16 protein-coding genes are annotated in these 19,828 nt (G+C 73.0%); 12 read left to right on the forward strand and 4 right to left on the reverse strand.

What is annotated here, in order from left to right:
• Positions 1-39: 39 nt before the first annotated feature.
• Genes EV385_RS29825 through EV385_RS29835 form a run of 3 tightly spaced genes read right to left on the reverse strand, consistent with a single transcriptional unit; the run spans position 40 to position 4,013 of the window.
• A complete protein-coding gene (locus EV385_RS29825; RefSeq protein ID WP_130512478.1) occupies positions 40-1,890 on the reverse strand; it encodes a GMC family oxidoreductase in 1,851 nt (616 codons plus the stop codon).
• On the reverse strand, positions 1,883-3,310 hold the full coding sequence (locus EV385_RS29830; RefSeq protein WP_207230005.1) for a hypothetical protein: 1,428 nt from the start codon (positions 3,308-3,310) through the stop codon (positions 1,883-1,885). Before EV385_RS29830 ends, EV385_RS29825 begins: the two co-directional genes overlap by 8 nt.
• Entirely contained in the window at positions 3,258-4,013 is a 756-nt protein-coding gene (locus EV385_RS29835; protein ID WP_207230006.1) for a FadR/GntR family transcriptional regulator, read from the reverse strand. Before EV385_RS29835 ends, EV385_RS29830 begins: the two co-directional genes overlap by 53 nt.
• Before the next feature lie 307 nt (positions 4,014-4,320).
• On the opposite strand from EV385_RS29835, the gene EV385_RS29840 reads away from it, so the two are divergent.
• From EV385_RS29840 to EV385_RS29880, 9 genes are all read left to right on the forward strand, one after another.
• Positions 4,321-5,952, forward strand: coding sequence for a GMC family oxidoreductase (locus tag EV385_RS29840; protein WP_130512479.1), 1,632 nt, complete (start codon positions 4,321-4,323; stop codon positions 5,950-5,952).
• On the forward strand, positions 5,849-6,904 hold the full coding sequence (locus EV385_RS29845; protein WP_130512480.1) for a quaternary amine ABC transporter ATP-binding protein: 1,056 nt from the start codon (positions 5,849-5,851) through the stop codon (positions 6,902-6,904). The genes EV385_RS29840 and EV385_RS29845 overlap by 104 nt, the downstream gene beginning before the upstream one ends.
• Positions 6,905-6,941: 37 nt before the next feature.
• Positions 6,942-8,921, forward strand: coding sequence for an ABC transporter permease (locus EV385_RS29850; protein ID WP_242625150.1), 1,980 nt, complete (start codon positions 6,942-6,944; stop codon positions 8,919-8,921).
• Between the two features lie 71 nt (positions 8,922-8,992).
• Entirely contained in the window at positions 8,993-9,964 is a 972-nt protein-coding gene (locus tag EV385_RS29855; RefSeq protein WP_130512481.1) for an ABC transporter substrate-binding protein, read from the forward strand.
• A 131-nt stretch (positions 9,965-10,095) separates the two neighbouring features.
• Entirely contained in the window at positions 10,096-12,684 is a 2,589-nt protein-coding gene (locus EV385_RS29860) for a sensor histidine kinase (RefSeq protein WP_130512482.1), read from the forward strand.
• A gap of 38 nt (positions 12,685-12,722) precedes the next feature.
• Positions 12,723-13,148 carry a roadblock/LC7 domain-containing protein gene (locus tag EV385_RS29865; protein ID WP_130512483.1) on the forward strand — a complete coding sequence of 142 codons (426 nt, stop codon included), beginning with the start codon at positions 12,723-12,725 and terminating at the stop codon, positions 13,146-13,148.
• Complete coding sequence (locus EV385_RS29870; RefSeq protein WP_130512484.1) at positions 13,145-13,582, forward strand: DUF742 domain-containing protein; 438 nt, start codon at positions 13,145-13,147, stop codon at positions 13,580-13,582. Before EV385_RS29865 ends, EV385_RS29870 begins: the two co-directional genes overlap by 4 nt.
• A 13-nt stretch (positions 13,583-13,595) precedes the next feature.
• The gene (locus tag EV385_RS29875) at positions 13,596-14,174 is read left to right on the forward strand and encodes a GTP-binding protein (RefSeq protein ID WP_130512485.1); all 579 of its coding nucleotides are present in this window, start codon (positions 13,596-13,598) and stop codon (positions 14,172-14,174) included.
• Positions 14,175-14,206: 32 nt separating this feature from the next.
• Complete coding sequence (locus tag EV385_RS29880) at positions 14,207-15,178, forward strand: ABC transporter substrate-binding protein (protein ID WP_130513648.1); 972 nt, start codon at positions 14,207-14,209, stop codon at positions 15,176-15,178.
• 425 nt (positions 15,179-15,603) lie between these two features.
• Here the strand turns inward: EV385_RS29880 and EV385_RS34100 are convergent, their stop codons facing one another.
• Positions 15,604-15,744 carry a hypothetical protein gene (locus EV385_RS34100; protein WP_165449655.1) on the reverse strand — a complete coding sequence of 47 codons (141 nt, stop codon included), beginning with the start codon at positions 15,742-15,744 and terminating at the stop codon, positions 15,604-15,606.
• 518 nt (positions 15,745-16,262) lie between these two features.
• On the opposite strand from EV385_RS34100, the gene EV385_RS29885 reads away from it, so the two are divergent.
• The 3 genes from EV385_RS29885 to EV385_RS29895 all read left to right on the forward strand — a co-directional run bounded on the left by EV385_RS29885 (position 16,263) and on the right by EV385_RS29895 (position 19,720).
• A complete protein-coding gene (locus EV385_RS29885; RefSeq protein WP_130512486.1) occupies positions 16,263-17,639 on the forward strand; it encodes a putative bifunctional diguanylate cyclase/phosphodiesterase in 1,377 nt (458 codons plus the stop codon).
• A 63-nt stretch (positions 17,640-17,702) separates the two neighbouring features.
• Positions 17,703-18,749 (forward strand): right-handed parallel beta-helix repeat-containing protein, encoded by a 1,047-nt coding sequence (locus tag EV385_RS29890; RefSeq protein WP_130512487.1) that lies wholly within the window; start codon positions 17,703-17,705, stop codon positions 18,747-18,749.
• 92 nt (positions 18,750-18,841) lie between these two features.
• On the forward strand, positions 18,842-19,720 hold the full coding sequence (locus EV385_RS29895) for an LLM class flavin-dependent oxidoreductase (RefSeq protein WP_130512488.1): 879 nt from the start codon (positions 18,842-18,844) through the stop codon (positions 19,718-19,720).
• The last annotated feature ends 108 nt before the right edge of the window (positions 19,721-19,828 follow it).

Genomic DNA, 19,828 nt, shown 5'->3' on the forward strand with positions numbered 1-19,828 from the left:
GGTCCGGCGGTGGGAGTCGCCGCTGGCGCGCGACGCGGCTCATCGGGCCGCCGCGGCCCGCCCCACCGCCAGGGCGACGGCCATGATGCTCAGCTGCGGGTTGACCTCGGGGCAGCTCGGCAGCGCCGAGGCGTCGGCCACCCAGACGCCGTCCACCCAGACGCCGTCCACCCCGCGCAGCCGCCCGTCCGGGCCGACCGGCGCCTGCTGCGGGTCGGCGCCCATGGCCGCGCTGCCGGTCGGATGGAACGCCGCCATGTGCAGCTGCCGGATGTCGGCGGTGGCGACCGCCGCGCGCAGCTCGATCACGTCGCGCGCGTAGGGGCGGTGGGGGAGTCCCGTGAGGACCTCCTGCGCCCCGGCCGCGAACAGCAACCGCCCGATCGCCATGATGGCCAGCCGCAGCCGGTCGGCGTCGCTGCGGGCGAGCCGGTACCGCACAAGGCGGGTGCCGACCCGGCCACCCGGCTGGTCGGCGATCATCGCGCCGACCGTGGCCAGCCGGTCCGCGTTCGCGAGTTCCGCCCGCAGCGCCCGCCCGATGCCCGGCGGCACGAACGACACCAGCCCCGGCGGTCCGGCGGTGGCCTCGATGAGCACACCGTCGTCGTGCAGTTCCTCGACGCCGACGCTCTGCAGCACCCCACGCCAGGCGACGACGGGTTCGGCGAACCGGCCCGCCACGCTGACCGTCGGGTGCACCGCGAGGCCCCGGCCGGTGCCCGGGTGCCGGCCCAGCCCGGAGCGGAACAGCAGCCGCGGCGTCTCGATCGCCCCGGCCGCCAGCACGACGATCGGCGCGGCCAGCAGCCGGCGGCCGAAGCGCACCCCGACGGCGCGGCCGCGCGCGGTGACCACCCGGTCCACCCGGGCCCCGGTCACCACGACCGCGCCCGCGGCGCACGCCTGCGGCAGCGCGTTGAGGTGGACGCCGTTCTTGGCGTTGCGGGGGCAGCCGACCGCGCACTGGCAGGATCCGGCGCAGCCGGGGGCGTTGCGGCGCAGCGGGGCGGCCCGCCAGCCGAGCGCCGCGGCGCCGGCCAGCGCCAGCTCGCCGTTGCGGCCCAGCACGTCGACCGGCTGGGCGGCGACCCGCAGGGTGCGTTCCACTTCGTCCAGCAGCGGCCCGAACTCCTCCGGGTCGGCCAGCGCCAATCCGTGTACGTCCCGCCAGCGCCGCAGCACCCGGTCCGGGGTGCGGTAGCAGGTGCCGGAATTGACCAGTGTGGTGCCGCCGACCCCGCGCCCGGCCGGCAGCAGCACCGGCGGGTTGCCCAGCGCCATCGTCGCGCCGCCGTCGCGGTACAGGTCGACGAAGCGGTCGGCGGGGCGCCGGTTCCGGAACTCGGCCGCGGTGAACCGGCGCCCCTCCTCCAGCACCACCACCGACAGACCGGCCCGGGCCAGTTCGCGGGCGGCCATCGCCCCGCCCGCGCCGGAACCGATCACGACGGCGTCGGTGCGACTGCGGTGCGGCCAGTCGTCCACCGCGACGCAGCTCAGCTCGGGGTCCGGCGCTGCGAGGTCGCCCACGGTCGACCGGACACCCGGGCCGCCGCCCGGGCCGCCGCCCGGACCGCCGTTCGGGCCGGCGGCCGCGGCGGCCAGCAGCAGCGGGACCTTCAGCGCCTCGACCAGGGCCCGGCCGGCGGGCCGGTGGGCGAGGGTGGTGCAGACCGCCTCCCGGGTGGGCTGGTCGAGCCGGGCCAGCGGCCCACCGGCCAGCAGCCGCGCCGCCACGTCCAGTCCGCCGCCCGCGGCACCGAGCCCGAGCCGTGCCGGCAGCGGGAACGCCGCGGCCAGGTGGGTCAGCTCGGCGGCGACCCGGCGGCCCTCGTCGAGGTCGAGGCCGAGCAGGGTGGCGGCGGCCGCCGCGAGGCGCTCAGTCACGCTCACCCACCTCGGCGTGGGCGGTCCCGTGCAGTGCCCAGCGCCGCTGCTCGCGCCAGCCGTCGGGGCCGCGCCGTTCCAGCCGGACCACGGCGTCGGCGACCTCGCAGTTGTGGCACACCGCCGGGGCGCCGTCCGGGTCGGTGTACGGCACGGCGAGGGTGCGTTCCGGCGGCATGGTCACCTCGACGGTGAGGCGCCGGTCGCCGTCGCGGCCGGTGACCGTCCACCGGGGACGGCCGAGCCGGGCGCGGAAGCGCAGCGCGGCCAGCAGCGGATCGCCGGACGGGAACTCCTCGCCGTCGACGCGCAGCCGTACGAACGGCAGCGGCGCCAGCCGGTTCAGACCCGGGCGGGTGGAGACCGCGGCCACCACCTCGCACACGTCGCCGTCGCCCAGGTCGGCGTGCAGCCAGGCCCACCGGCGGGCGTTGCCGTGGCCGTAGATGCGGGCGGTGTTGCCGGGCGCGTCGGTGAGCGCCAGTTCCCGGTCACCGACCCGGATCGTGCCGGTGAACCGCGCGGCCGGGACCGCCACGACCTGCGCGGCGGGCAGCAGCTCGCGGTGCCAGGCCCAGCGGGGGAACGTGAACAGCGGCGCCGCGCCGCCGGAGACCTTGAGCCGCCAGCGCAGGTCACCGGCCGTGCCGGTCAGCTCGTCCGAGGTGGCGCTGACCGCGCCCGCGGCGTATCCGTCGGCCGGGTGTTCGGCGGGCCACGGGTCGGGACCGAAGCGGGCCCAGGTCGGCGCGGCGGCGGGTGGGAAGACGGCGGCCCAGCCGTGTGCCCGGGCGGGGGAGCCGTCGGTCGGGGCGACGAGCTCGTGGTGCAGCCACACGCCGGTGCCGGTGGCCGGGTCGGTGAGGGTCGTGTACCAGACCTCCAGCCGTCCGGGCTGCCCGCGCCACCGCGACCGCAGCAGCCCGCCGGTCTCGACGGAGCGACCGTCGCGGGATGTCGGCGCGGCCGGCCACGGCTGCCGGGTCCGGCGCATCCGCATGCTCAGCAGGAACGGCAGCAGCTCGCTGCGCAGGTGGAACACGAGCCGGGCCTCGCCCACCACGGCTCCGGTGGCGTCCACCAGCCGGGCGGGCAGCCGGGTCATGCTGGCCAGCGGCCGGCGTACGGTCACCGCCTTCGCGCCGTCGAGCCACAGCCGCCGCCCGTCGTGGGCGGTGAAGCCCAGCCGGTACCCGATCCGGTTACCCCGGATCGGCGCGATGTCCATGGTGCCCGCGGCCGCCGGGTCGTCGGCGAAGCCCGGCACCTCGACCCGGCCGGTGGCCGCGGCGCGCAGATCGGTGAGCGGGTGCAGCGCGCCGGGCACGGTGACGCGCAGCGTCATGCGGATCGGTCGTTCACCGCTTTCACCGGTCAGCCGTACCTTGCCGGTCATCGTCTCGCGCATCGTGGTGATCACTGTCGCCTCCCAGCATGAGTCGTTCGGTGCACAGGTAGTAGGCGTCCGCGTAGGCGGAGGCGGCCGTGGGGTTGCCGGCCAGGACCGCCTCGACCAGCGGGGTGATCCGCCGCGCGGCCGCCGCCGGGTCGGCGAACGGAGCGGCGAACAGGTGCCGCACGTCGTCGTAGGCGCGCAGCAGGGAGTTGACGAGCAGCTCGTACACCCGGTTGCCGGAGGCCGCGGCCAGCGCGCGGTGCACTTCGGCCTCGGCGAGCTGCGCGGGGTCGCCGCCGGGGGCGGCGGCGATCTCGTCGCGCAGCGCGAGCAGCCGCGCCCGGTCGGCGTCGCCGGCCTGTTCGGCCGCCCGGGCCGCGATGAGCGAGCCGATCTCCCGCCGGGCGGCGAAGATCTCCACCAGCCAGCTCGGTCCGTCCAGGGTGACCAGGAACGGCAGCAGGTCGGGACCGGCGGTGCGGCGGTAGTCGCGCACCCGGGTGCCGACCCCGTGCCGGGTCTCCAGCAGGCCGGCCTCGACGAGGCGGACGAGCGCGTGTTTGAGCGAGGTACGGGTGACGCCGTAGCCGGCGGCCAGTTCCCGCTCCGGGGGCAGCAGGGTGCCGGGGGCGTAGCGCTCGGCGAGGACGTCGGCGCGTAGCCGGGCCACGAGCGTGTCGACGACGGTGTCCCGGGCGATGGGTGAGTGGATCAGTGGATCAGCCACTCGGCCACTCTGTCAAACATATGTATCCCCGTCAATGGGCAGGGAATGTCACCCGTTCGGGGAGATCGCCGCTGAACGACGTGCGGTGCCCGGCGCGAACGACCGCAGATTCTTCGCCGGCACGCGATCCCCGGCGTGGACTTTGATGAACGTCATTGCGCTCTGGTAAAACCTTGGCCACGGCATTGACCACTGTGGTGGTTCCACTCGATCCTATGGCGACGGTCCGGTGCAATTGCACGGGCGCCGCAGGGGGTCGAGCGGCAGGAGCGGACAGCTGAGCGCGTCGGCAACATCCGAGTACGACGTGGTGGTCGTCGGTGGCGGCACGGCCGGTGCGGTCGTCGCCGCGCGACTGTCGGCGGATCCGGCGGTGCGGGTCTGCCTCGTCGAGGGTGGTCCCTCCGATGTGGGCGACGACCGGGTCCTGCGGCTGCGCAACTGGCTCAACCTGCTGGAAACCGAACTCGACTACGACTATCCGATCGTGCCGCAGCCCCGCGGGAATTCCCACATCCGGCATTCCCGGGCCCGCGTGCTCGGCGGCTGCTCGTCGCACAACACCATGATCAGCTTCCTGCCGCCGCCCGCCGACTTCGCGGACTGGGTCGCCGCGGGCGCCGCCGGCTGGTCGTACGACGAGATGCTGCCGTACTGGCGGCGGCTGGCGGTCCAGATCCAGCCCGTGGCCGCCGCGGACCGCAACCCGCTCACCGCCGACTTCGTGGCCGCCTGCCACTCCGCGCTGGGCGTGCCGGTCCACGAGGACTTCAACGCGGCGCCGTTCGCGGACGGCACCGGCTTCTTCCCGGTCGCCTACCACCCGGACACCGGCATCCGCTCCTCGTCGTCCGTGGCCTACCTGCACCCGTACCTGAATCGTCCGAACCTGACCGTGCTGACGCAGACCTGGGCCTACCGCCTGGACACCGCCGGTGCGTCCGTCACCGGGGTGCGGGTCCGCGACCGGCACGGCCAGCCGCGCACCCTGACCGCGACCTCCGAGTACGTGCTGTGCGCCGGGGCGATCGACACCCCGCGCCTGCTGCTGCTCTCCGGCATCGGCCCCGCCGACGACCTGCGCGCCCTCGGCATCGACGTGGCCCTCGACCTGCCCGGCGTCGGCGCGCACCTGCTCGACCACCCCGAGTCGCTGATCCTGTGGGAGGCGACCCGGCCCATCCCGCCGCAGTCCGCGATGGACTCCGACGCGGGCCTGTTCGTGCGCCGCGATCCGGCCGCCGACCGCCCCGACCTGATGTTCCACCTCTATCAACTGCCGTTCACCACCAACACCGCACGGCTGGGCTACGACATCCCGGCGCACGGCTTCGGCATGACCCCCAACGTCCCCCGCCCGCGCAGCACCGGCCGGCTCTGGCTGACCAGCGCGGACCCGACGGTGAAACCGGCACTGGACTTCGGCTACTTCACCGATCCCGACGGCCACGACGAGCGGACGATCGTGGACGGGCTGCGCATCGCCCGCGAGGTCGCCGCCACCGAACCGTTCCGATCCTGGATCGCCCGCGAGATCGCCCCGGGACCGGAGCTGACCACCGACGAGGAGCTGTCCGCGTACGGGCGGGCGGCGCACCACACCGTCTACCACCCGGCGGGCACGTGCCGCCTGGGCGCCGCCGCCGACGACCACGCGGTCGTCGACCCCGAACTGCGCATCCGCGGCCTTACCAACGCCCGGGTCGCGGACGCCTCCGTGTTCCCCACGATGACCTCGGTCAATCCCGTCGTCGCTGTCCTGATGATCGGCGAGCGTGCCGCTGACCTGATCGCCGCGTCGCTGACCACCGCACCGCTTCCCGCTGAGGATGAACATGACGGTCACCAGCACCTCCCGCCCGCCCAAGATCGTCGTCGAGAATCTGTGGAAGGTGTTCGGTCCCCAGTCGGACAGGGTCGTCGGCTCCCCGTTGGCTGACCTGTCCCGGGCGGAGCTGCGCGCCCGGACCGGCTGCACGGCCGCCGTCCGCGACGTCAGCTTCGAGGTACGCCCCGGCGAGGTGTTCGTCGTCATGGGGCTGTCCGGCAGCGGAAAGTCCACTCTGGTGCGCTGCCTGACCCGGCTGATCGAGCCGACCAGCGGCGAGGTCCACGTCGACGGTGAATCGGTACTGTCGATGACCCCGCGCCGGCTGCGCGACCTGCGCCGGCACCGCGTCGCCATGGTCTTCCAGCACTTCGGGCTCCTGCCGCACCGGCGGGTGGTCGACAACATCGCCTACGGCCTGGAGATCCAGGGCGTGCGCCGGGCCGAACGCCACCGGCGCGCCGGCGACGTGCTCGCCCTGGTCGGTCTCGACGGTCACGAGCACCACTACCCCGACCAGCTCTCCGGTGGCATGCAGCAGCGGGTCGGCCTGGCCCGCGCCCTGGCCACCGACCCGGCGGTGCTGCTGTTCGACGAGCCGTTCAGCGCCCTCGACCCGCTCATCCGCCGCGACATGCAGGCCGAGGTGCGCCGCCTGCACGCCGAGGTCGGCAAGACCCTGGTCTTCATCACCCACGACCTCGCCGAGGCCCTGTCGCTGGGCGACCGGATCGCGGTCATGCGCGACGGCGCGCTGGTGCAGGTCGGCACCCCGCAGGAACTGGTCGGCGCACCCGCCGACGCCTACGTCGCCGACTTCGTCCGCGACGTGCCGCGCGCGGACGTGCTCACCCTGCGGTGGATCGTGCGCCCGTCGCGCGACGGCGAGGCCGTCGGCGACCAGCCGCTGCCGGCCGACACGGTGATCCGCGACGCGGTGCCCCGGGTGCTGCGGGCCGACCTGCCGCTGCCGGTCGCCGACGGCGACCGGCTGCTCGGCGTGATCGACGCGGAGCAGCTCCTGCCGGCACTCACCGGCCACCGGGCGCCGGTGCCGGCATGACCGTTGAGCCCGCGCCGGACCGGCGGAGGGAGAAGCCGTGACCACCGCCATGCCGCGCGTGGCCGTGGTCACCGACGCGGCGCGTCCGACGGTTGCCCGCCGGCCGCGCCAGCTGCCGCCGTTGCCCCGCCGCCGCATCATGGTGCCGCTGCTGATCCTGGCCACGGTCGCGGTCTATCTGACGGTGCGCACCTCCGCTCCGGCCGACACGGACGACGCGTGGGCGTTCCGGTTCTTCGCCGACCTGCGCGCCTGGGTCGACGCGCACCGAGACACCAGCCCGGTCTTCCTGTACGGGGTGAACTACCTGCGCCTGGCCGTCGCGGTGCTCGACACCACCGTGCACGCCGCGTTGACCGCACTCGGGTGGGCCGGCCTGGTCACCGCCGCCGGAGCGCTGGCCGCCGTCCTGGCCGGCTGGCGTACGGCGGTGCTGGCCGTCGCCGGCCTGGTCGGCTGCGGCCTGCTGGGACTGTGGCCGGAGACGGTCGACACGCTGGCGCTGACGCTGTCCGCCGTCCTGCTGGCCGTACTGATCGGGGTGCCGCTCGGGATGCTCTGCGCCCGCGTCCCCGCGGTCGGCGCCACCCTGCGGCCGGTGCTCGACGCCATGCAGATCATGCCGACCTTCGCCTACCTGGCGCCGATGACCCTGCTCTTCTCGATCGGTGAGCCCGCCGCCGTCATCGCCACGCTCATCTACGCCGTGCCGGTCACCATCCGGATCACCGCCCTCGGCATCGGTGAGGTGTCCGCGACGACCGTGGAGGCGGCCACCGCCCTGGGCTCGACCCGCTGGCAGTTGCTCGGCAAGGTGCGGCTGCCGCTGGCCCGCCCGAGCATCGTGCTGGCGGTCAACCAGACCATCATGATGGCGCTGTCCATGGTGGTCGTCACCGCCCTGATCGACGCGCCCGGCCTGGGGCAGAGCATCGTCGAGGCCCTGGAACGCGTCGACGTCGGCCGGGCCTTCGACGCCGGGCTCGCCATTGTCGTGCTGGCCGTGGTGCTCGACCGGATCACCACGCGTGCGGCGCACCGGGCGATGCCGGCCCGGCCCCGCGCGGCCCGGCGGGCGGCCGTCGCGCTGGCGGCGCTGGGCGCCGTGGGCGCGGTGACCATGGGGGTCCGGCTGACCGGGGCGGGTGCCGCGTTCCCGCCGGGCTGGCGGCTGTCGTTCGCCGGCGGTGTCAACGCGCTGACCGGATGGGTAGAGCTGCATTCGTACGACGCCACCGAGGCGCTGAAGAACGCCGTCAGCGCGGGCCTGCTCGATCCCCTGCAGAACCTGCTGGTCACCACGCCGTGGTGGCTGTTCGTCCTGGTGGTGCTGGTTTTCGGCACCCTGGCCAGCGGGCTGCGGGCCGCCGCACCGGCCGCGCTGGCCGCCGCCGGGGTGGCGGCGCTGGGGCTGTGGCAGCACGCGATGCAGACGCTGGCCACGGTGCTGGTGGCGACCGCCGCGACGATGGTCTGCGGCGTGCTGCTCGGGGTGCGCTGCGCCCGGCACGACCGGTTCGCCCGGGCCGTGCGGCCGCTGCTGGACGCCGCGCAGACCATGCCGTCGTTCGTCTACCTGCTCCCCGCCGTGGCGCTCTTCGGCGCCAGCCGCTTCACCGCCGTCGTGGCCGCCGTCATCTACGCCGTCCCGCCCGTGGTCCGCCTCGTCGAACGCGGCATCCGCGACGTCGCGCCCACCGCCGTCGAGGCCGCCGTCGCCGCCGGCTCCACCCCACGGCAGCTGCTGTGGAAGGTGCAGCTCCCGATGGCCCGCCGCGGCCTGCTGCTGGCCGCCAACCAGGGCACCGTCATGGTCCTCGCGATGGTCGTCGTCGGCGGTCTGGTCGGCGCCGGCGCGCTGGGCTACGACGTCGTCGCCGGCTTCGCCCAGCGCGAGGACTTCGGCAAGGGCCTCGCCGCCGGTCTCGCCATCGTGCTGCTCGGTGTACTGCTCGACCGGCTCACCCAAGGCGCCGGCCGGCGCATCGACGCCGGCCCGCCCCGGCCGGCCACCTGATGTCCGCATCTGTCCCCCTCCCCGCACCGGCCGCCCGTCGGCGGCCCGCACCGTCCGGAAGGACCCCCTCGATGAAGTACGCAGTGACGTTCCGGCTCGCCACGGTGGGCGCGGCGCTGAGCCTGGCCCTGGCCGGGTGCGGCGGCGTCAAGTCCGACGCCGGTACCGCGACCCCGGCCGTCTCCGGCGCGAAAGGCACCGTCAAGCTCGCCGTGAATCCATGGGTCGGTTACGAGGCCAACGCCGCCGTGGTCGGATACCTGCTGGAGAAGAAACTCGGCTACACCGTGGAGAAGAAGAACCTCAAGGAGGAGATCTCCTGGCAGGGCTTCGAGACCGGCGAGGTGGACGCCATTCTGGAGAACTGGGGCCACGACGACCTCAAGAAGACCTACATCGAGGAGAAGAAGGTCGCCGTCGAGGTCGGACCGACCGGTAACAAGGGCGTGATCGGCTGGTACGTCCCGCAATGGATGGCCGACAAGTACCCGGACATCACGGATTGGAAGAACCTCAACAAGTACGCGGACCTCTTCAAGACCTCCGAATCCAAGGGCAAGGGGCAGCTGCTCGACGGCGACCCGTCGTTCGTCACCAACGACAAGGCCCTGGTCAGCAATCTGAAGCTCAACTACGAGGTCGTCTTCTCGGGCAGCGAGGCGGCCCTGATCAAGGCCGCCCAGCAGGCCACGGCGCAGCAGAAGCCGCTGCTGTTCTACTTCTACGAGCCGCAGTGGCTGTTCTCCCGGGAGAAGTACGCACGGGTCAAGCTGCCCGCCTACACCACCGGATGTGACGCCGATCCGAAGAAGGTCGCCTGCGACTACCCGGACTACGCCCTCGACAAGATCGCCAGCAAGAAATTCGCCGACACCGGGGGTGCCGCGTACCAGTTGATCAAGAACTTCCAGTGGACGAACGACGATCAGAACCTGGTCTCGGATTACATCACCAACCAGGGCATGAGTGCCGACGCGGCCGCGGAGAAGTGGGTCAACGAGCACGAGTCGACCTGGAAGTCCTGGATCCCGGCCGCCGGTTGAGCGTCGCGGAAGACAATTCCCGTGTTCATATCGCAGTACATTGTGGACTTTCTGTTTGGCTCGTCGCTATGGTCTGACAGCGGCGCACCGCGCGAACCTCAACCAGGTCAAAGGAGAGGGACGGTCCGGTCATGAGAATTCCGTCCCCGCGACGCCCCGGCCACGACACGGATCCCACGCCGTCCGGCGGTGACACCGCGGCCCCGGCGGCCGCGGTGCCCGCCGCGGTGTCGGGCGGCACGATCCGCCGGCGGATCGTGCGTACCCTCACCCTGCCCGTGGTGGCGGTCCTGGTCCTGCTCGGCGTCGTCACGGTCGCCCAGGTCGAGAACTACCGGACGGCGGCCGCCACCGCCCGCGCGGTCACGCTGGTGCTCGCCGTGCAGGACCTGGTGCAGGAGTTGCAGACCGAACGTGGTCTGACCGCGGGCCTGCTCGGCGGCAACATCGGCTTCCGGCCCGAGCTGGCACCGGCGCGCAAGCGCGTCGACGACCAACGGGCCGACGTGGAGCGGCTGGTCGCCTCCGGGGGTGTGGCGCAGGACCGCGTCGCCGCCGCCGTACGGCAGCTCGACGGCCTGGCGGGCGTCCGGGCCGCCACCGACGCGGGCGCCGCCGGCCGGGCACCCACCTTCGCCTTCTACACCGGCCGGATCGCCGAGCTGCGCAACGTCGACTACGGCCTGGACAGCTCGTCCGACCCGGCCCTGCGGCGCGGCGTCTCCGCCCTGGAGGCGCTCGGTGACGCCAAGGAGAGCCAGGCGCAGGAGCGGGCGTTCCTCAACGGGGTCTTCTCCGCCAGCGGTTTCAAGGACTCCGAGTTCCTCCAGTTCGTCACCATGCGCTCGGCCAAGGACGCCGCGCTGGCCGATTTCCAGCGCTACGCCACCGACACCCAGCGCACCGCCCGGGACTACCTGCTCAACACCGGGGCCGCGCAGACCGCGGCCTTCTTCGAACAGGTGGCGCTGGGCGCCGGCGACGGCCGCTACCTGCAGGTCAACCCGCAGTCCTGGTGGTCGTCGCAGACCACGCTGCTCGACGACATGCGGCAACTGCAGCAGCACGTCGGTTCGGTCATCCGGGCCCGCGCCGCGACCCTGCAGGACCAGGCCACCCGCCGCATGGCCGTGCTGGTCGGCGCCGTGGTCCTCTGCTTCGCCGGCGCCGTCTACCTGGCCACCGTCGCGTCCCGCTCGATCGCGCGGCCGCTGGCGGCGCTGGCGGACGAGGCGAACCGGCTGGCCGGGGAGCAGCTGCCCGAGGCGGTGCGGAAGGTGACCGCCGGGGACAGCGAGGAACCACCCCCGGCGGTCCGCGTCCCGGCGGGCGCCACCGACGAGATCCGCTCGGTCGCCGACGCGTTCGACCGGGTCCAGGCCACCGCGTACGCGCTAGCCACCGAGCAGGCGCTGCTGCGCCGCAGCACCACCGAGTCGCTGGCCAACCTCGGCCGGCGCAACCAGAACCTGCTGCGCCGCCAGCTCGGCTTCATCACCAGCCTCGAACGCGAGGAGTCCGACCCGACCGGGCTGGCGAACCTGTTCGAGCTCGACCACCTGGCCACCCGCATGCGACGCAACGCCGAAAGCCTGCTGGTGCTGGTCGGTGCGGCCAGTCCCCGGCAGTGGTCGAACCCGGTGCCGATCGCCGACGTGGTCCGCGCCGCCGTCGCGGAGGTCGAGGAGTACCGGCGCGTCGCGCTGCGTCGCGTCGACGACGTCCTGGTGGTCGGTTCGGTGGTGGCGGGCGTCATGCACATGCTGGCGGAGCTGGTGGAGAACGCGCTGTCGTTCTCCCCGCCGGACGCCGACGTGGAGGTCCAGGGTCGCCGCATCGGTGAGGACTACCTGATCGCCATCACCGACCAGGGCATCGGCATGGGCCGCGCCGACCTCGAACTGGCCAACCAGCGGCTGCGCGGCGAGGGCGACTTCGTCACCGCGCCGACCCGGTTCCTCGGCCACTACGTGGTCGGCCGGCTGGCCACCGAGATGGGCATCGACGTCCAGCTCGCCCCGTCGCCGGTGGTCGGCGTGACCGCGCGCATCCTGCTGCCGGCGTCGCTGCTGGCCGACCCGCAGGCGGTCGCGGCGCCCCCGCGGCGCACGGTGCCGCCCCAGCGCGCCGTGCCGCCACCCGGGCAATCCGTGCCGCCCGCGCGGGCGGCCGCGCGGAGCGCGCCGGAGGTGCCCGCGCTGGAGTCGTCCGACCCGGCCGTCACCCAGGTGCTGACGCTCGCGCCACCCGCGGAACCCGCGGCCCCGCGCGCCGCCGTCAGCGAGCCGGCGGTGCCCGCGGACCGGCGGATCCGGCCGGAGACCATCGAGTACGTCACCGTGCCCGGCGCTCCCGCCGACGCCGGGGTGCGGCCGAACGGCGCGGACAACGCCGGCTCCGCCGTCGCGCGGCCGAACGGCGCGGACAACGCCGGCTCCGCCATCGCGCGGGTGGAGACGGCGCCGACGCCGTCCGCCGTCGACCCCGACGGGTTCGCGCCGGCCGACGGTGAACGCACCGCGAACGGTCTGCGCAAGCGCAGTCCGCGTACCCGAAAGACGGCGAATTCCCGCACCGGAACGCCCGGCGGCGCGGCCCCCACCCGCACCGCCGAACGACCGGCACCGGTCAACGATTCGCCGGAAGGGGTACGGGCCCGGCTGACCGCGTTCCGCACCGGCGTGCAGCGTGGCAGCACCGAATCCATCGATGGGCCCTGACCCTCGCCCACCCCCGCACCGAGGTCGAAAGAAGTCCCATGAGCGTTGATACGTCTGCCGACCGGCACCAACTGAACTGGCTGCTGGGCAACTTCGTCCACCAGACCGACGGGGTCCGCGACGCGGTCGCGGTGTCCTCCGACGGCCTGCTCATCGCGAGTTCCGACGGGCTCAACCGGGCCGAGGCCGACCACCTGGCGGCGATCGTCTCCAGCCTGGCCAGCGTCGCCCGCAGCGCCTCGCGCCGCTACGACTTCGACGGGCTCAAGCTCATCATGATCGAGATGCGGCGCGGGTTCCTGCTGGTGTCGGTCATCGCGGGCGGCAGCTGCCTGGGGGTGGTGTCCGGTGGTGACAGCGACGTGGGCCTGGTCGGCTACGAGATGTCCCTGCTGGCCGACCGGTTCGGCACCCTGCTCACCCCGGCTCTGATCTCCGAGTCCCGTCAGCATCTGCCGCGATGACATACCCGGGCGAGTGGGAGCCGGACCCACAGAGATTCCCGTACACGGAACCGGCCCCGGCGGCCGGGACGGCACCCCCGGCGGCGCACCGGGCGCCCGAGACGGAAGTCGACGACGTGGTCGTGCGTCCGTTCATGCTGACCGGCGGCCGTACCCAGCCGTTGCAGGACGGCCTGCGGATCGAGACCCAGCTGCACGCCGCCCCGGCGGCCCTGTCGGCGCCGCTGCGCTTCGAGTCCCGGCGCATCGTGGAGCTGTGCCAGGTGCCGATGTCGATCGCCGACCTCGCGGTCGGCCTGAAAGTACCGCTCGGCGTGTTACGGGTGATCGTCGCGGACCTGGTGACCGACGGCTACCTGCGGGTCGAGCAGCAGCTCGGTGAGCTGCCCATCGAATTGATCGAGAGGATCAGGGATCGTGTACGGGCGCTCTAGGCAGCCGGCGCCGGTGGCCCTGCCACCGGTGGCGGTCAAGATCGTCATCAGCGGGGGTTTCGGGGTGGGCAAGACGACCTTCGTCGGGGCCATCTCGGAGATCGAGCCGCTGGTGACCGAGGCCGAGCTGACCGAGCGGTCGATCGGCATCGACGACACCTCCGCGGTGTCGGCGAAGACCACCACCACGGTGGCGCTGGACTTCGGCCGCATCACCCTCGACGACGCGTTGCTGCTCTACCTGTTCGGCACCCCCGGGCAGGACCGCTTCGACTTCCTCTGGGACGACCTGGTCGACGGCGCGCTCGGCGCCGTGGTCCTGGTCGACACCCGGCGGATCGAGGACTGCTTCCCCGCGGTCGACTACTTCGAGGAGCGTGACATCCCGTTCCTCGTGGGAGTCAACATGTTCGACCGCTCCCAGCGGTTCGACCTGGAGGAGATCCGCGACGCGCTGGGCATCAGCCCGGACGTGCCGGTGCTGGAGTGCGACGCGCGGTTCCGCGAGTCGGTCAAGGCCATCCTGGTCGCCCTCACCGAGGAGATCCTCACCAAGCGGCTGAGCCGGGAACGGCCGGTGCCCACGTGGTGATGCGACACCCCGACGAGCAGAAACGGAAGACCATGCCTTCACGTACGCCGTGGCGGCGGCTGCGCCGGGCGGCGGCCCTGCTGAGTGTGCTGGCGCTGTCCGCCTGCGGTGAGCCGTCCGCCGCGATCATCGCGCCGCCCGGCGTCGCGCGTACGCCCTGTGGCACCGTCTCGATCGCGGTCAACCCGTGGGTGGGTTACGAGGCGAACGTCGCGGTGGTCAGCTATCTGCTGCGCACCGAGCTGGGCTGCAAGGTGGTGGAGAAGAAGCTCACCGAGCAGGACTCCTGGGAGGCGATGGCCAAGGGCGAGGTCGACGTCATCCTGGAGGTCTGGGGCCACGACGACTTGAAGAAGACGTACATCGACGACAAGAAGATCGCCGTCGAGCAGGGCCTGACCGGCAACAAGGGCGTCATCGGCTGGTACGTCCCGCCGTGGATGGCGCAGCAGTACCCGGACATCGTGAAGTGGCGCAACCTCAACAAGTACGCGTCGCTGTTCCGCACGCCCAAGTCCGAGGGCAAGGGCCAGTTCCTGGCCGGCGACCCGTCGTTCGTGACGAACGACGCCGCCCTGATCAAGAACCTCAAGCTCGACTACTCGGTCGTCTACGGGGGCAGCGAGGACGCGCTCATCGCCGCGTTCCGGGAGGCCGAGGCGAACAAGACGCCGTTGATCGGCTACTTCTACACACCACAGTGGCTGCTGTCGGAGATCAAGCTGGTGCACATCCCGCTGCCGCTGTACCGGCCCGGCTGCGACGCCGTGCCCGAGAAGGTGGCCTGCGACTACCAGCCGTACGACCTGGACAAGATCGCCAGGAAGGCGTTCGTCGACTCCGGCAGCCCGGCCGCCGAGCTGATCAAGAACTTCCGCTGGAGCAACGACGACCAGAACTCGGTGGCCCGCGACATCACGGTCAAGAAGCTCTCCCACGACGACGCCGCGAAACGGTGGCTGGACGCCCACCGCACGACCTGGCAGCGCTGGCTGCCCCAGTGAGGCCCGCCGGGTCCGGCGCCGCCGCCGGAGAGGCCCGGCCGCCGCCCGGCATTGCACCGAACGGCAACCGGAGCTGCAACCGATGGTCGGTACACATGGCCTGTGGTGACTCCGGTGGGTGGGGGCGACGAGGCCCCGACGCGGTCTGACGCGTGGGCGTGGCGCTGGTTCCTGCTGGGCGGATTCGTCCTCACGGCCACGGTGCCCTGGCTGCCGACGACCGGACGGCAGGCGGGCTTCGCCGTGGCCGCGGTGGGCGCCGTGGTGGCCATGGTCTGCGGGCTGCGGTGGCATCGCCCCGCGTACCGCGCGCCCTGGCTGCTGATGACCGCCGGGCTGGCCGCCACCCTGGGCGGGGTGCTGTGGTGGACCGGTGAACTCGTCCTCACCGGGTCGCGGCACTTTCCCTCCGTCGGGGACCTGACCTACTTCAGCGGGTACCCGTTGTTCTTCGCCACCCTGCTCACCTGGGCCCGGCGCGACCGGGCCCGGCTCGCCCACGAGGCGGTCGTCGACGCGGCCGTGGTGGCCTGCGGGCTGTCGGGACTGGCCTGGGCGTTCATCATCTCGCCGATCATGGCTTCGCCGGAGCTCGGCCAGCGCTCCCCGGGCTATCTCGGTTACACGGTGCTCGATCTTCTGATCATCGCCTTGGCGCTGCGGCTGCTGTTCAGCTCCGGGGTGCGCACGGCGTCGTACGTCATGGTCCTGGGCGGGCTGTCCCTGGTCATGGCCGGCGACATGGTCTACTACCTCGGCCTGGCCTGGGACGTGCCCGCGATGAGCGGCGCGGCGAGCGGGTCGCTGTGGATCCTGGCGTACGCGTTCCTCGGGGCGGCCACGCTGCACCCGTCGATGGTGCGCTCCACCGGCTCGACGGAACGGGTCCAGCCGCTCGCCTCCCCGGCGCGGTTGAGCCTCTACGTCCTGCTGGCGCTGATCGGCCCGGCCGTCGCGGTCGGCACCGTGCTGCTGCGCGGGCACGGCGTCTCACCGGTCGACCTGATCGTGCCCATGGTGGTCGCCGCCGCCACGGCGGTGCTGCTGGTGGCGCGGCTCGGCCTGCTGGCCCCACCGGCGGGCGGTGGAACTGGACAGCCAGGCGGTGGAACTGAACGCCGCGCTGCACGAGCAGCAGGAACTGCGGGCCGAGCTGACCGCCCGGGCGCTGCGCGACGACCTCACCGGTCTGGGCAGTCGCAACCTGCTGCGCGACCGGCTGGACGCCGTGACGGGCGCGCACGCGCTGCTGCTGCTGGACCTGGACGGGTTCCAGGACGTCAACGACCTGTACGGCCACGCGGTCGGCGACACCCTGCTGATCGCGGTGGCCGAGCGGCTGCGGCAGGCCGTCGGCGACGGGCTGCTGGTCCGGCTCGGCGGCGACGAGTTCGCGGTGCTGCTGGTGGGGGAGCGGGCGGCGGCGAGCACGGACGTCGCCTGGGCCCTGGTCGAGGCCGTCCGGGAACCGTTCCAGCTCGGCGAGCGGGAGAGCCTGGTGACGGCCAGCGTCGGGGTGCTCCGCGCCGCCGGGCCGGCGGGCACCGTCGAGGCGCTGCGCAAGGCGGACATGGCCCTGTACGCGGCCAAGGGTGCGGGCAAGAACCGGGTCGAGGTCTACTCCGACGCCCTGGCCGAGGCCCGGGACCGCCGGATGCGGCTGATCGCCGACCTGCGCCGGGCACTGGCCGACGAGACCCTCGAGGTGCACTACCAGCCGGTCGTCGATCTGGTCACGGGCGCGGTCACCGCCGTGGAGGCCCTGGTGCGCTGGCCGGACGGGACGCGCTGGATTCCACCCGGGGAGTTCATCCCGATCGCCGAGGAGAGCGGGCTGATCGTGCCGCTGGGCGCCTGGGTGCTGCGCCGGGCGCTGGCCGACGTGAGGCCGTGGTACGAGGCGTACGGCATCGCCGTCACCGTCAACGTGTCCGGCCGCCAGCTGCGCGAGCCCGACATCGCCGACGTGGTGCTCGACGCGTTGGAGGAGCAGTCCCTGGCGGGTGCCGCGCTGGTCGTCGAGATCACCGAGACCGTGGTGGTGGCCGACGTCGGGGCAGAGGCGGCCGCGGCCCGCGAGGTGCTCGACCGGCTCCGCGGCGAGGGCGTCCGGGTGGCCGTCGACGACTTCGGCACCGGGTACTCCTCGCTGGCCTACCTGCGTACCCTGCCGGTCGACGTTCTCAAGATCGATCGGGCGTTCGTCCAGGACGAGGACGGGCGCGGCGACTCCACGGCGTTCCTGCAGGCCATCGTGCAGATGGCACGCAGCCTGCGGTTGCGTACGGTGGCGGAGGCGGTGGAGACCGCGGCGCAGGCCGACCGGCTGCGTGACCTGCTGTGCCCGCTGGCCCAGGGCTTCCTGTTCGCCCGGCCGATGCCCGCCGCCGAGCTGACCGCGTTGCTGGCGCGTACCGGTGGGCGGTTGGAGAGCGCGGCGCAACCGACGCGGGCCGCATAAGAATTCATATATTTCTTTGTTTCTGTCCGTTTGGTGTGGCCTACTTGTCGGTAACCACTCGCCATGTGGACCTCACCTCAACGTTCCCGGGTGTGCCGGGAGTTCGCCGTCGCGACCCTCGCGGCCGCCGCCGTCCTCGTCCCGGCCGCCCCTGCGCACGCGGCCGCCGGGCGCTACCAGGTAGACAGCACCGCCGACGCCCCCGACGCCGACCCCGGTGACGGCCGCTGCGCCAGCGCCGCCGGCGCCTGCACCGTGCGTGCCGCCACCATGGAAGCCAACGCCAACCCGGGCTCGACCATCGTCATCCCGGCCGGTCGCTACCGGCTGACCATCCCGCCGCTGCTGGGCCGCGCCTTCACCGACTACACGCTGGCCGATGCCGCCCACGGCAACCTGAAGATCTTCAAGCGGACCCGGGTCGAGGGCGCCGGACGCGACACCACGGTGCTCGACGGTGGACGTCTCGACCGGGTCTTCACCACGCTCGGACCGGCCACGATGGTGGACCTGACCATCACCGGCGGGGTGTCGGCGCCGGTGGCGTCGCTCTACAACTACTACGGCGGCGGCGCGGTGCTCAACGCTTCCGACCTGACCATGGAGCGGGTCCACCTGACCGGCAACCGCGCGCGGTTCGGCGGCGCCGTGCAGAACATCCCGTTCGCCACGATGACGCTGCGCGACAGCCTGGTCGACCGCAACGAGGCGGGCGAGGCGGGCGGCATCCGGTTCGACTGGAGCGGCCGGGTGGAGAACTCGGTGATCACCGACAACCGGGTCACCGACCCCTACGACCCGACCCGTCCCGGCGAGCTCGCCGGGTACGGCGGCGGGATCGACGTGCGCGGCCCGCAGACCGTCACCGTGGTGGACAGCACCGTGAGCCGCAACCACGCCGACAAGGGCGGCGGCGGCATCAACATCACCCTCGGCTACATCCCCGGTCCGCCGGGGACACCCGGCCCCGGAAAGGTGGAGTTGCGGCACAGCACGGTCACCGGGAACACCAGCGACAGCGGGCCGTCCGACTGCCGGGCCGTCTGGGCCCGGATCGTCGACCTCGGCAACAACATCGACTCCGACGGCACCTGCGTGGCCGGCGGCTGAATCGCACCGGGACCGGGCGGTTCCGGTGGGGCTCCGCCCGGTCCCGGGTGCTCGGCGCGGCCGCGGCCGCGCCGCCCCGTACGCTGACGATCATGCGGATTGGCATTGTGATCCTCCCCGATCAGCGCTGGTCGGATGCGCGGCAGCGCTGGCGGCAGGCCGACGCGTGGGGTTTCGACCACGCCTGGACCTACGACCACCTCGGCTGGCGCGACCTGGTCGACGGGCCGTGGTTCGACTCGATGACCACGCTCACCGCCGCCGCCACGGTCACCTCGCGGATCCGGCTCGGCACCCTCGTCGCCTCGCCGAACTTCCGCCACCCGGCGGCCTTCGTCCGCCAGATCACGGCGGTCGACGACGTCAGCGACGGCCGGCTGCTGCTCGGCCTCGGCGCGGGCGGCATCGGCTTCGACGCCCTGGTGCTCGGCGGCGAGGAGCTGCCGCCGCGGCAGCGGGTGGACCGGTTCGCCGAGTTCACCGAGCTGCTCGACCTGATTCTGCGGACGGACGGCACCACGTGGAAGGGGGAGTGGTTCGCCGCGGTGGACGCCCGCAACAACCCGGGCTGCGTCCAGCGTCCCCGGGTGCCGTTCCTGGTGGCCGCGAACGGTCCCCGCTCCATGCGCCTGGCGGCGCGCTTCGGCGAGGGCTGGGTCACCACCGGCACCGTCTTCGACGACCTGGAGAGCTGGTGGTCCTCGGTGGCCGAGCTGTCCACCCGGATGGACGCGGCGCTGGCGTCGGCGGGCCGTGACCCGGACACTCTGGACCGTCACCTGTTGCTCGACGCCGCGCCGGTCTTCTCGCTGGCCAACGCCGACTTCTTCGCCGAACAGGTCGCCCGGGCCGCGCGGCTCGGCTTCACCGACGTCATCACCCACTGGCCCCGGACCGAGAGCTGGTACGCGGGCGACGAGGCGGTCCTGGTCGACGTCGCCACCCGGCTCCTGCCCGAGCTTCGAGGCTGACCGCGACCCCGTCGACAGCCTCCGCGGGCGACCTGACACCGAAGCGCCGCGCGATTCCCCGATCGGCACGGATCAGGGAATCGCGCGGTCGCTCATTTGTCGCGATCA

It is taken from the genome of Krasilnikovia cinnamomea (assembly GCF_004217545.1).
Taxonomy (GTDB): Bacteria; Actinomycetota; Actinomycetes; order Mycobacteriales; family Micromonosporaceae; genus Actinoplanes; species Actinoplanes cinnamomeus.

Excerpts from the sequence above, each read along its gene's own strand:
- EV385_RS29845 (WP_130512480.1), top strand. The coding sequence starts at position 5,849 with ATGACGGTCACCAGCACCTCCCGCCCGCCCAAGATCGTCGTCGAGAAT.
- EV385_RS29855 (WP_130512481.1), top strand. The coding sequence starts at position 8,993 with ATGAAGTACGCAGTGACGTTCCGGCTCGCCACGGTGGGCGCGGCGCTG.
- EV385_RS29865 (WP_130512483.1), top strand. The coding sequence starts at position 12,723 with ATGAGCGTTGATACGTCTGCCGACCGGCACCAACTGAACTGGCTGCTG.
- EV385_RS29890 (WP_130512487.1), top strand. The coding sequence starts at position 17,703 with ATGTGGACCTCACCTCAACGTTCCCGGGTGTGCCGGGAGTTCGCCGTC.
- EV385_RS34100 (WP_165449655.1), bottom strand. The coding sequence starts at position 15,744 with ATGATGAACGCCCAGGCCAGTCCCGACAGCCCGCAGGCCACCACGGCC.
- EV385_RS29880 (WP_130513648.1), top strand. The coding sequence starts at position 14,207 with ATGCCTTCACGTACGCCGTGGCGGCGGCTGCGCCGGGCGGCGGCCCTG.
- EV385_RS29860 (WP_130512482.1), top strand. The coding sequence starts at position 10,096 with ATGAGAATTCCGTCCCCGCGACGCCCCGGCCACGACACGGATCCCACG.
- EV385_RS29870 (WP_130512484.1), top strand. The coding sequence starts at position 13,145 with ATGACATACCCGGGCGAGTGGGAGCCGGACCCACAGAGATTCCCGTAC.
- EV385_RS29895 (WP_130512488.1), top strand. The coding sequence starts at position 18,842 with ATGCGGATTGGCATTGTGATCCTCCCCGATCAGCGCTGGTCGGATGCG.